General features: G+C 33.8%; 11 protein-coding genes. All 11 read left to right on the top strand.

The window, feature by feature from the left end; genetic code table 11:
• Window positions 1-27: 27 nt before the first annotated feature.
• The 11 genes from N4A68_05670 to N4A68_05620 all read left to right on the top strand — a co-directional run bounded on the left by N4A68_05670 (window position 28) and on the right by N4A68_05620 (window position 13,140).
• Complete coding sequence (locus N4A68_05670) at window positions 28-534, top strand: hypothetical protein (protein MCT4563793.1); 507 nt, start codon at window positions 28-30, stop codon at window positions 532-534.
• A 21-nt stretch (window positions 535-555) separates the two neighbouring features.
• Entirely contained in the window at window positions 556-2,556 is a 2,001-nt protein-coding gene (locus N4A68_05665; GenBank protein ID MCT4563792.1) for a stage V sporulation protein D, read from the top strand.
• A gap of 301 nt (window positions 2,557-2,857) precedes the next feature.
• A complete protein-coding gene (locus tag N4A68_05660; protein ID MCT4563791.1) occupies window positions 2,858-4,336 on the top strand; it encodes a UDP-N-acetylmuramoyl-L-alanyl-D-glutamate--2,6-diaminopimelate ligase in 1,479 nt (492 codons plus the stop codon).
• Complete coding sequence (locus N4A68_05655) at window positions 4,336-5,718, top strand: UDP-N-acetylmuramoyl-tripeptide--D-alanyl-D-alanine ligase (protein MCT4563790.1); 1,383 nt, start codon at window positions 4,336-4,338, stop codon at window positions 5,716-5,718. Before N4A68_05660 ends, N4A68_05655 begins: the two co-directional genes overlap by 1 nt.
• A 4-nt stretch (window positions 5,719-5,722) precedes the next feature.
• A complete protein-coding gene (gene mraY, locus N4A68_05650; GenBank protein ID MCT4563789.1) occupies window positions 5,723-6,682 on the top strand; it encodes a phospho-N-acetylmuramoyl-pentapeptide-transferase in 960 nt (319 codons plus the stop codon).
• A gap of 25 nt (window positions 6,683-6,707) precedes the next feature.
• A complete protein-coding gene (gene murD / locus N4A68_05645; protein ID MCT4563788.1) occupies window positions 6,708-8,066 on the top strand; it encodes a UDP-N-acetylmuramoyl-L-alanine--D-glutamate ligase in 1,359 nt (452 codons plus the stop codon).
• A gap of 1 nt (window position 8,067) precedes the next feature.
• Window positions 8,068-9,171 carry a putative lipid II flippase FtsW gene (gene ftsW / locus N4A68_05640; protein MCT4563787.1) on the top strand — a complete coding sequence of 368 codons (1,104 nt, stop codon included), beginning with the start codon at window positions 8,068-8,070 and terminating at the stop codon, window positions 9,169-9,171.
• Window positions 9,172-9,321: 150 nt separating this feature from the next.
• Complete coding sequence (gene murA, locus N4A68_05635; protein MCT4563786.1) at window positions 9,322-10,575, top strand: UDP-N-acetylglucosamine 1-carboxyvinyltransferase; 1,254 nt, start codon at window positions 9,322-9,324, stop codon at window positions 10,573-10,575.
• A gap of 343 nt (window positions 10,576-10,918) precedes the next feature.
• Window positions 10,919-11,671, top strand: a complete 753-nt coding sequence (locus N4A68_05630; protein ID MCT4563785.1) for an FtsQ-type POTRA domain-containing protein — start codon at window positions 10,919-10,921, stop codon at window positions 11,669-11,671.
• An 11-nt stretch (window positions 11,672-11,682) separates the two neighbouring features.
• Window positions 11,683-12,408 carry a DUF881 domain-containing protein gene (locus N4A68_05625; GenBank protein MCT4563784.1) on the top strand — a complete coding sequence of 242 codons (726 nt, stop codon included), beginning with the start codon at window positions 11,683-11,685 and terminating at the stop codon, window positions 12,406-12,408.
• An 18-nt stretch (window positions 12,409-12,426) separates the two neighbouring features.
• Window positions 12,427-13,140, top strand: a complete 714-nt coding sequence (locus tag N4A68_05620; GenBank protein MCT4563783.1) for a DUF881 domain-containing protein — start codon at window positions 12,427-12,429, stop codon at window positions 13,138-13,140.
• Window positions 13,141-13,147 lie beyond the last annotated feature (7 nt).

The following is a 13,147-nucleotide window of genomic DNA, read 5'->3' as shown; positions in this document are numbered from 1 at the left end:
TTCTAAATATTAAAGGGGGAGAATACATTGTTAGTAGCTGAGAAAAAGTATTCTTACGATGATAATGTTAATTTAAATCAAGATATAAAAACTAAAACAAAGAAAGTAAACAAGAAAGACAAAAATCTTTTTATAAAGATTGCTGTTATGTTTTGGGTGCTTCTAATATCATCGTCTTTAATATTTATTCTGCTTCGGTATACAGCTATAACTGAAGCAGAATATAGAGTGCATAATCTAAATAAGCAAATAAAGGAGCTTGAAAATCACATACAGGATAAAAAAGTTGAGTACGATAGTTTAACAAGATCGGATATAATAGAAGAAGCCGCTTTGAACGAATTGAAAATGCAGTATCCACAATATGAACAGATGGTATTCTTAAGTATAAATAATTCTTCAGATTTGGATTTAACAGTTCTTGAAGAAAACACATATAGCAATGAGCAAAGCCAAGAAGCACAAAAGAAGGATAGAAATATATTCAAACACCTTAAAGCTTCCATACAGAAAATATACTCTCTATTAGATTAGCTTGTTTAAGGAGGATTAAGATTGACAAATCCAAGTATTCTTAATAAAAAAAGATTAGTTTTTGCTTTGTTTTTTGTTTGTTTGATTTTCTTTGCATTGATAGTTAGACTAGGATGGATTCAAATAGTAAATGGAGAAGAATTTAGAATGCTGGCGATTCAGCAGCAGACAAGGGATGTTCCTATAACATCTAAAAGGGGAACAATTTATGATAGAAATGGAAAGGAATTAGCTGCTAGTGTAACTACATTCACTGTATGGGCTACTCCCGCAGAAATCAAATCTAAGTCAGAAGTTAATTATAAGGAAGAAGTCGCAAAAAGCCTATCTGAAATACTTGAAATAGATGAGAAAAAAATTCTTGAAAATATTTCCCAAAAAAAAGGACTAGTTAGAATAGCTAAGTGGATAGATAAAGAGAAGGCTAATGCAATTATAAAAGAAAAACTAAAGGGAATTCAGGTTGCTCAAGATTTTAAAAGATTTTATCCCTATGGAAATTTTGCAGCCCATGTATTAGGCCATACTACAGATGACAACCAAGGTTTATCCGGGGTAGAACTTAAGTATGACAAGGTGTTAAGCGGATTGCCTGGTAGATGGATAAAGAATACTGATGCTGCTGGAAGGCGGCTTCCCTATGGAATCGAAAAATACTATGAGCCTGTAAATGGACTTAATGTTATATTAACTATTGATGAGGTAATTCAGCACTTCACTGAAAAGGCTATCGAAAATGCCTTAGTTAAAACCAATGGTAAAAGAGTAATGGCAATTGTTATGGAACCAAAAACTGGAGATATACTGGCCATGTCTGTTAAACCAGATTACGATCCAAATACTCCAAGGGTTCCATTAGATGAGCTAGAAAAGCAAAATTATGAAGCCTTAGATACAAGTGAAAAACAAAGGCTATGGAACAAAATGTGGAGAAATCCAATGGTGAGTGATACCTATGAACCTGGTTCAACCTTTAAGCTGATAACATCTGCGGCGGGGCTAGAGGAAGGGGCTATAGAGCCGGATTCCCATTTTTATTCACCGGGATACGCCATAGTGGCAGGACAGAAAATTAAATGCTGGAGACATTATAGACCCCATGGGGATCAGACCTTTACAGAAGCGGTTCAAAACTCATGTAACCCTGTATTTATAGAGGTTGCACAAAGACTTGGAGCTGAAAAATATTATAAATACATTGATGCATTTGGATTTAAAGACAAAACGGAAATAGATTTGCCAGGGGAAGGAAATGCGATTATTCAAAGGTTGTCAAGGGTTGGACCGGTGGAATTAGCAACAATATCCTTTGGTCAAGGTATTTCTGTTACGCCTATACAGCTTATAACTGCAATTTCTAGTGTTGCTAATGATGGAAAGCTTATGCAGCCTAAAATTGTAAAAGAGTTAACAGATGATTCTGGTAATGTAATACATAGATATGAGCCTCAATTTGTTAGACAGGTAGTTTCTGAAAAAACTGCAAAGGAATTGAGATTGATAATGGAGTCGGTAGTTTCAGATGGTTCAGGTAAAAAGGCATATATACCTGGATACAGAGTTGGAGGCAAAACGGGAACAGCCGATAAGGTTATAAACGGAAGGTATGCAAAGGGCAGTGTGTATTCTTCATTTGTCAGTATTGCTCCAATAAATGACCCAAAGGTGGCTGTTATTGTTATTATTGATGAACCCCAGGGCATTCATTATGGTAGTCAAATCGCTGCGCCAGCTGCCCATGAGATATTGAGGGACACTTTAAGGTACTTGGAAGTAGAACCTCAGTATAATGAAGAGGAGAAGGCAAGGTTCCAAAGGCAAAAGGTTATTGTACCTGAGGTTAGGAGCCTAAAGTTATCTAAAGCATCAAAAATACTTTCTGATAACAAGCTGGACTTTAGTACTGAACCGATAACTGTAAGCGGCGGCAATGCAGTGGTAATAGATCAATTTCCTAAGCCGGGAAGTGAAGTGTATGAAAAATCATTTATATATTTATTTGTAAAAGAAGAATCAGAGTAAAGTTAAACCTACATTTATGATATAATTAATAAGAATTAGCTAGTTATGAGGGCAATTTGAATTAAGGCTTTGACTTTAGGCATATGAGAAAAATAAACAAGTTAGGTTACGAAGTAATTTTGATTATTTTCTAGTCACTCAGTCACGGGCATACTTACTGTATGTAAGTGACTGAGTTTAGGAGAAAAGAATTAAAAGGACGAGTAAGATGACTAGTTTATTTTTTGAATGTGCCTTAATTTTAATTGAAATTTTATAGTAAATATCTTTTTATATTTTTATAAAACTAGGAGAGATAAAGATGAAATTATGTGATTTATTGAAGGGAATAAAAGCCCTAGAGGTTTATGGAGATAATGATATTGATATTACAGGAGTGGCCTACGATTCTAGAAAAGTTAAGAAGGGGAACTTGTTTGTTTGTATAATTGGATTAAAGACCGATGGGCATAAATATATTGAAGGTGCTATAAAAAACGGAGCATGTGTAGTTATTATTGAAAAAGAAATGAAGAATATTAAGGATATTATAGATGAATATGGCATATCAGTTATAAGGGTAGAAGACTCTAGAAATGTGCTTTCAAAGCTTTCTGCAAACTTTTATAATAGTCCTAGTGGGAAAATCAATACTGTGGGTATTACTGGAACAAATGGTAAAACATCCATTACATATCTGATTACTAGTATACTAGAAGCAAATAACAAAAAAACTAGCATAATAGGAACTATGAAAAATAAAATAGTTGATGAAGAATATAAAACATCAAATACAACTCCTGAATCCTTGGAATTGCAGTACTTATTTAATGAAATGGTGAAAAAGGATGTTGATCTTTGTGTAATGGAAGTATCATCCCATTCACTTGACCTTAAAAGGGTTGAAGATGTTAAATTTAATATAGGAGTTTTTACTAATCTTACCGCTGAGCATCTAGACTTTCATAGGGATATGGAAAGCTATAGGAATGCTAAAATCAAATTGTTTTATAAAACATCTGATTTTAATATCATTAATATTGATGATAAGTATGGAAAAGGGATATATAATGAAATTAAAAATCTTAATACACCGGTTTTGAGCTATGGCATAGATAATGCCTGTGATATAAGGGCTGAGGATATAAGCATGAGTGTTACTTCTTCTGAATTTAAGCTTGTGACACCTAGGTATTCAGGCCCCGTTAAAATAAATATACCTGGATTATTTTCTATTTATAATATACTAGCGGCTATATCGGTATGCTACTCCATGGGATACAGCTACGAAGAATTATCAATGGGAATTGAGTCCATAAAGCCTATTCGTGGAAGATTTGAACCAGTTGAAAATAATAAGGGCATAAGTGTTATAATTGACTATGCCCATAGCCCCGATGCTTTGGAAAATGTTCTGAAAACCATTAATCAATTTGCTAAAGGGAAAGTCATAGTAGTATTTGGTTGTGGTGGCGATAGAGATTCTTCTAAAAGGCCTATAATGGGTAGAATCGCATATGATATGGCAGACTATCTAGTTGTTACCAACGACAATCCCCGTACAGAAGATCCTAATATGATAGTAGAAGACATATTACGGGGAATGGGTCAAGATAAAAATAAATATGATGCCGTTATAGACAGAAGGAAAGCAATAAAAATTGCCATTAGTAGGGCACAAAAAGACGATATAGTATTAATAGCAGGGAAGGGACATGAAACCTATCAGATAATCAATGATGAAGTTCTTGATTTTGATGATAGAGAAGTGGCTATTGAGTTTTTAAGGGAGGAAAACTAATGTTTCATATAAAGGATATATTAAATGCTACAGGTGGGAAGCTTTTATGTGGAAAAGAGGATGTTGAGTTCAAAGGAATATCCATAGATTCACGGGATATTAAAGAAGATTATCTTTTTATTCCTATAATCGGAGAAAGGTTTGATGGACATATTTTTATAGATGGTGCTTTAAAGGCCGGAGCATATGGAGTTCTAACAAGTAGAGAAATAAATATAAAGGAATACCCTGGTAAATACATAATAATGGTAGAAGATACCCTAAAGGCATTACAGGATATATCGAAATACCTTTTAAATGAAGCGAATATTCCAGTAGTTGGAGTTACAGGAAGTACGGGAAAGACAACCACAAAGGAAATGATTTATAGTGTACTTTCACAGAAATATAATGTTTTAAAAAATGAAGGTAATTTTAATAATCATATTGGATTGCCCCTTACTCTTCTTAATATTAAAGAAGAACATGAAATAGTAGTTTTGGAAATGGGAATGAGTAATAGGGGAGAAATTGATCTTTTGGCAAAGCTTACGGAGCCAGAACTTGGGGTAATAACTAATATAGGTATATGTCATATTGAAAATCTTGGTTCAAAGGAAGAAATATTTAATGCGAAGATGGAACTGAGTAGTTATATGGATGAAGCCTGTACGTTAATACTCAATGGAGACGATGGCTACCTATCCACTGTAAATGACATAAATACTAAATATAGAAAAGTGCTGACTGGATTAAATCAATCTAATGATATAACAGTAACGGAAATAAAAAATTTAGGTCACAAAGGTATTGAGTTCAAGGCTTTATATAATGAAGAAATTCATGATTTCAAGCTCAATGTACCTGGTATCCATAACGTAAACAATGCTCTTTTGGCAATAGCCGTTGGAATTCACTATAATATATCTATTGAAAAAATTAAAGCAGGACTTAGTAGCTTTTACGGAGGCAAGATGAGGTTAAATATCATTAATACTGATGAAGGGATAGGAATAATTAATGATTGCTACAATGCTAATCCAGATTCAATGAAGGCGGCTTTAAATGTTCTAGAAAACATGGAGGGGAAACGACGGGTAGCTGTACTTGGAGATATGCTTGAGCTAGGTGATTATTCTGAGAGGGCCCACAGTGAAGTGGGGAAAATAGTATTTGAGAAAAATATTGATTTGCTTATCACTGTTGGCGATAGTGCTAAAAACATAGTTAAGGGTGCTATAGAAAGTGGATTTTCAAAGGATAAAACCTTTGCATTAGCAGATAATACTACCGCTAATAACCTATTAGATATAATAAAAGAGTCTGGAGATGTACTGCTTATAAAAGCTTCTAGAGGTATGAAAATGGAAGAAATTGTACAGTATCTACAAGAGAGGAGATAAATAGATGAATTATTACAAACCACTGATAGCTAAAATAACTATATCATTTATTCTTACATTAATTTTAGGAATTATTATAATCCCCTTCTTAAGAAGACTGAAGGTTGGACAAAGTATTAGGGCGGAAGGGCCTCAGTCTCATCTTTCTAAATCTGGGACTCCAACAATGGGCGGCTTAATAATGATTGCTGCAATACTTATAACAACACTAACCTCTGGAAAATTAAATAAGGATTTGTACATAGTTCTATTTTCTACCATTGGCTTTGGGTTAATAGGATTTATTGATGACTTTATTAAAGTTGTTTTAAAACGTAATCTGGGGCTTAAAGCATATCAGAAGCTAATTGGACAGATAACTATAGCAGTAATAATAGCCATATATCAATCAAAGGTATCTATATATGGGACTAGAGTTTTGATTCCATTTATAAACAATTATATAGATTTAGGCTTTCTTTATATTCCTTTTATAGCCTTTGTAGTTGTGGCAACAACAAATAGTGTCAATCTGACCGATGGGCTGGATGGATTGGCTTCAGGGGTTACATTGATAGTATCTTCATTTTTTAGTTTAGTTGCACTAAATTTGGGCTATCCTACTATAGCAGGATTTTCTGCAGCCCTTACAGGAGCTTGCTTAGGGTTTTTAAGATTTAATGCTTATCCTGCAAAGGTTTTTATGGGAGATACAGGGTCTATGGCCTTAGGAGGGGCAATAGCATCTGTTGCCATATTAATGAATATGACTTTATTTATACCTATTGTGGGAGGAATATATTTTGCAGAGGCCCTATCGGTTATCATACAGGTTATTTCATTTAAAACGACTGGTAAGAGAATATTTAAAATGAGTCCATTGCATCATCACTTTGAGTTATCGGGTTGGAAGGAAACAAAAATAGTAGTTGTTTTTTGGAGTGTTACATTGGTGTTATGTATTATTGGATTATATGGACTTTAGTAAGGGGAAAAGGGCGGTGAATATAATGGAGCTAAAGAATAAAAAAGTTCTAGTGGTAGGTATGGCTAAATCTGGCATTCCTACAGTAAAGGCTTTATCGAAGCTTGGAGCTAAGGTTACCATAAATGATATCAAATCAAAGGAAAAGCTAAAGGATATATTGAGGGAAATCGAAGATATCTGTGATGAAGTGATCCTTGGTTCGCATCCACAAAAAATACATGAGTATGATTTGATTGTTTTAAGTCCCGGGGTACCTACAGATTTAGGATTCATAGAAAAAGCTAGAAAAGAAAAGAAAAAGATAATAGGAGAGCTTGAGTTAGCATATAGACTAAGTAGAGGAAAATATTTAGCTATAACAGGGACTAATGGAAAAACAACAACAACTGCTCTTGTCGGTGAAATATTTAAGAATGCAGACCTTGAAACCTTTGTAGTGGGGAATATCGGTTTAGCTGCTATTTCTAAGGCGTTAGAAACAACGGAGGATACAAATTTAATAACTGAAGTCAGTAGTTTTCAGCTTGAAACCATAGAAGCATTCAAGCCTAAAATCTCAGCAATATTGAATATAACACCTGATCATCTAAATCGCCATAAAACGATGGAAAACTATATAGAAGCAAAGGCAAATATTTTTAGAAATCAAGATGAAAACGACATCTTGATACTGAATTACGACAACGATGTCACACGAAAATTGGTTTCCAAGGCTAACTGCAAAGTAATATTCTTTAGTAGGAAAGAAATCTTAAAAGAAGGCGTTTGTTTAGAGAATAATGATATAGTTGTTAAGCTTAATGAGAAAAAAGAAATTATATGTAATGTCAATGATATTTATATATCTGGAAAACATAATCTTGAAAATGCACTAGCTGCAGTAGCTTTTGCCATTAAGGCAGGAATAAAAAAGGAAGTAATTAAATATACTTTACAAAGCTTTAAAGGTGTTGAACATAGAACTGAATACATAGGTGAGATTAAGGGCATTAAATTCTACAATGATTCAAAGGGAACGAACCCAGATGCTTCTATAAAGGCTGTAGAAGGGCTTGAGGCACCATTGATTTTAATAGCTGGAGGCATGGATAAAGGAAGCTCATTTGATGAATTTGTTGAGGCCTTTGATGGCAAGGTTAAAGCTTTGGTTTTATTGGGAGAAACTGCGGTTAATATTAAAAAGACCGCTGAAAAATACGGGTTTTATAACATTTTTATAGTTGAAAACATGGAAGAAGCTGTGGAAAAGGCCTATGAACAAGCAACGGAAAAAGATACGGTACTATTGTCTCCGGCATGTGCAAGCTGGGATATGTATGAAAGCTATGAAGTGAGAGGGATACACTTTAAAGATTGTGTAGAGAAATTAAGGAGGTCATAATATGACCAAAAAAAAGTCCTTTGACTTTACATTGATGATAACTGTATTCATATTGGTTATTATTGGAATAATAATGGTGTTTAGCTCTAGCCAATACTATTCATTCTATAATAAACAGGACAGTTATCATTTCCTGAAAAAAAATCTATTGTGGGCTGTGGTAGGAATATTCGCAATGATATTCACTATGAACTTTAATTATAAAAGATATAAAAAGTTGGCTTTTCCATTGTATTTACTAAGTCTTGTTTTATTGGTGTTAGTATTAACACCCTTGGGAATAAATATAAATGGAGCAAAAAGATGGCTAGGGGTAGGGGATATAACTATCATGCCTTCGGAGGTTACAAAAATCTGTGCCATCATTTTTGTATCAAATAGCCTTACGAGAAAGGTAAAGGATATAGATAAATTTTTTAAAGGAGTATTTCCTTATCTAATAGTTATAGGGGTGTATGTGGGTTTAATAATACTTCAACCTAATTTAAGTACGGCTATGACTATTTCCCTTATAATAATGTCACTGCTTTTTGTGGCGGGAATGAGATGGCTTCACGTGGTATTGCTGGGAGCCACAGGTGTAGGCATGGTAGGTATTTTGATAATGATTGCACCCTATAGGATGCTTAGATTTACAGCTTTTCTAGATCCCTTTAAATATCGTAAGGACATTGGATATCAAGTTATTCAGTCTTTATTTGCCCTTGGGTCTGGAGGCCTTTTTGGAGTGGGACTTGGAAGAAGTGTTCAAAATAAGCTTTATATACCGGAACCTCAAAATGACTTTATTTTTGCAACTATAGGTGAGGAATTAGGTTTCATTGGATGTGTAACCGTTATGCTTCTATTTTTATTCCTCATATGGCGGGGGATAAGAATAGCTATACATGCACCGGATTTATTTAGTTCTCTGATGGCTACAGGAATTACAGCCATGATTGCTATACAGGTTATAATAAACATTGCGGTAGCAACATCCTCTATGCCTGTTACGGGTATACCTCTACCTTTTATTAGCTTTGGAGGAAACTCTTTAGCAATATTTATGGCGGCAATAGGAATTCTACTTAATATTTCCAAGTATACAGAAAATGAGATCGACTGACCTTAGCTATTCATATGCAGTCATTAGAGTTTTGAACTTTATATGGGTAATTTGGGTCTAATTTAACAAGTAATTGTAACACCTGTGAGAGCTATGCATAGAATAGTTATATATTCTTCTTATTTCTCAATGCTCTCGGAGGTGAACTATGTGTCAAAGTACTTGATTAATGGTGGGAAAAAATTAAAGGGAGAATTAGAAATTAGTGGAGCTAAAAATGCTGTATTACCAATTTTAGCCGCATCAGTTATAAATGGTGGAGAAAGTGTTATAGGTGGATATCCAAATCTAAGAGATGTAGATATCATGATAAAAATTCTTAGGTCTATAGGGTGTAAAGTGGAAAAAAGTGATAAATCAATAGTTGTCAATTCAAAAGGAATATTCACCCATGAGATAGATGAAAGCCTTGTTAGAGAAATGAGATCATCGATTTTCTTAATGGGCCCAATGCTAGCTAGATTTGGTAAGATAAAGATTAGTTATCCTGGTGGGTGTGAAATTGGTCATAGACCAATAGACCTACATTTAAAGGGGCTAAGGGAAATGGGTGTAAAAATTTCAGAGGCCCATGGATTCCTTGAATGTGAAGTCGAAAAGCTAAAGGGTGCAGAAATCCACTTAGATTATCCTAGCGTTGGGGCTACGGAAAACATCATGCTATCAGCAGTTTTAGCTAATGGTAAAACCATAATAAGAAATTCGGCAAAGGAGCCAGAGATTGTTGACCTGCAAGACTATTTAAATGGTATGGGAGCAAAGATAGTAGGTGCTGGTAGTAGTATAATAGAAATCCAAGGAGTTAATAGCTTAGGTGATGTAAAGCATAGGATTATACCAGATAGAATAGTGGCAGGTACTATTTTAGTCGCCGCAGCAATAACTAAAAGTAAAATTACTATTACTAATGTCATAGAGGATCATATAGTATCTGTAATTGCAAAGCTTAAAGAAGTTGGATGTGTAATTATTGAAAAGGAAAATCAGCTAAAAATAATTTCTCCTTCTGTCTTAAGACCTGTGGATATTATTAGAACCTTACCCTATCCCGGATTTCCCACAGACATGCAGCCTCAGTTTGTATCCCTATTGACTGTAGGCAATGGGACTAGTATAGTTACTGAAACCGTATTTGAAAACAGATTTAAGCATACTGAGGAACTAATGAGAATGGGAGCAAAAATTAAAGTCGATGGAAGAGTAGCAGTTATAAAAGGAACTGAAAAATTAACTGGTGCTAAGGTTGAAGCTAAGGATTTGCGAGGTGGAGCAGCATTAGTTTTAGCTGGTTTGGCATCGGAGGGCATAACAATTGTTGAGAACATTAAACACATAGAAAGAGGATACGATAATTTAGACATTATGCTTCAACAGTTGGGCGCTGATATAAAAAGAGTGGAGTAGAATAGCGGCATCAAATGCTGCTATTTATAATAGCCATAGTTGGACAAGTGTTATATATTCTAGTTAAACAGTTAATTTATATGCATAAAAAATCCCTAGAAGCATCGGATATTTTGAGATGTATAAATTAAGTTTGACTTTGGGAAATCTATATGACTTAAAGGGTTTATTTAAGCACAAGGCTAGGTTTAATAGCTCTTTGGTCGAATATTTTGGGATTAAAACAATGGATGACCGATACCTATTGTTCTAGAAAGTCATAAAAAATTAAGATGACAGGGCTTTCTAATCTTGTTCAATTGATGTATAATACTATAATGCCAGATGTTTATAGGGGGAAAAAATGAATAAATCTAAACATAGGGTTGATAAAAAGGTAAGATATGGTAAAATAAGATTGTATTTCCTTATATTTTTTTTATTGTCTGCAATAATATTTATTATCCTATTCAAAACTAATTTCTTTGATATAAGTAATATATTCGTTGTCAATAATGAAGTGCTTACTAATGAAGAGATTATTTCTTATTCGGGAATACAGATGGGTGAAAATATTTTTAAAATCAAATTATCTGAAGCAGGAGATAAGATAATAAAATGTCCACTAGTAAAGGATGTAACAATCAAAAGGAAGTTGCCTAATAAGCTAATGATTGACGTTGTTGAAAGAAAAAAGTTAGCAGCGGCATCCTATATGGGTATATATTTTATCATAGACGATGAAGGAGTTATTTTATATACTTCCCATGATATAAATGATATATGCGTTATTGAAGGTTTTGAATTTGAAAGCTTTTTAGAGGGGGAAAGTATAAAAGTAGAAAATGAAGAAGCTTTAAATAAGGCCGTGGCTTTGTGTACGCTCATGGAGAATTCAAATTTAATCTTTAGACCCAGAATTGTTTACAATAATGAAAATATTACTTTGTATATAAATGAGAAATTCAAAGTTGAATTTGGAAGCGGAGAAAACTTAACTAAAAGATTTAAGATTTTTGAAGCAATATATGATGATTTAATAGGTAAAAATGTTAATTCAGGAACTGTTGATATAAGCCATGATGGCTATCCTACCTACAGTCCTTTTGGAGAATAGGAGGCATTAATGTGAAGAGTTTTAAGGACAAAGCTTTACTGGGATTTATGTGTGCTATTCTGGGAATTGTGTTAGCTCTACAATTTAGAATAGTACAGGCTAATTATTTAGAAGGGGGAGTCCCTAGCCAAAGGCTCTTAGAGTTGAAGGGTGAATTAAAAAAGGCCCAGGAGGAAAAGCAAACTTTAACCGAGGAATTATATTCCTATGAGCAAAAGCTTAAAGAGATTGAAGAATCTGCTTCAGAGGGTAGTGCAATAATAAAAAGGTTAAATGAAGAACTTGAAAAGTACAAGGTGATTGGTGGTTTTACAAGGGTTAAAGGGCCTGGTATAGAAGTGATTATAGATGATCCCCCAAAGGAACTTGGATACGATGTAGATGGTAGTGTTATCATGTATAGATATGATTATTTGCTAAGAATAATAAACTATCTAAACTCAGCTGGTGCCGAGGCAATATCTATAAATGGTCAAAGGATCATAGCAAATACTGAAATACAACTGGCGGGTAATAGTTTACAAATCAACTCTGTGCCTACTGCACCACCTATTGTTATAAAAACTATTGGTGATGCTGATACATTGAAATCAGCTTTAGATTGGAGATATGGAATAGTAGGTGAGATGAGGGAAATCTTAAATCTACAGGTAGATATTAAAAAGCTTGATGAGCTAGAAATCGATAGATATAATGATGTAGTTAAATATAAGCTTGCTAAGCCTGTTGACGAATAATAGCTTTGGAGTGATTTAATGGAAAAAAATTATGTAAGGCTAAATATTCTGATTCTGACAGTTATTTTAGGTATTCTAATTTCATTTCAATTTAAGAGTATGAATGGTGATTATGAATATGTATCTTTAAATGAAATTCAGGATTTTAAGAAGAGCTTGGAGAAGGAAAAGGCTGAAATAATTAAACTCAAAACAGTGATAGAAGATCGTAAAAATAAAATTAATGAATTTAGATTGACAAAAATTAAGGATGGGGATATAACGGAATTATTGTATAGAGAGATAAATGATTATAAGACTATTTCGGGACTTACTGATGTTTATGGACCGGGAGTCGTTGTTATAATGGATGATGCTACCAGAGAGTTGTATGAGGGAGAAGATGCTGCCGATGTATTAGTCCATGATGTAGATGTGCTAAATATAGTAAATGATCTAAAATCAGCAGGTGCTGAAGCTATATCCATAAATAAACAAAGAGTAATATCTACATCAGAGATTGATTGCTCTGGCTACACTATTAGAATCAATGGAGAAGAATATGGACATCCATTTGTCATAAGGGCTATTGGAGATCCACAGCATCTTGAGGCCGCAATTAATGCTCCTATGGCATATGGTTACATGCTAAAGCTTTATGGTATTTTTGTTGAAGTTAATTCAAGTACCTATATAAAAATTCCAAAATATGATATGGATTTAATGAATAAACAAACAATAACAAAAAAGTAGGTGAACA

Origin of the sequence: Maledivibacter sp. (genome assembly GCA_025210375.1) — a bacterium.
In the GTDB taxonomy this organism is placed as follows: domain Bacteria; phylum Bacillota; class Clostridia; order Peptostreptococcales; family Caminicellaceae; genus JAOASB01.
Note: the sequence above shows the minus strand (reverse complement) of the source record. Positions and strands in the feature narration are given on the sequence as shown.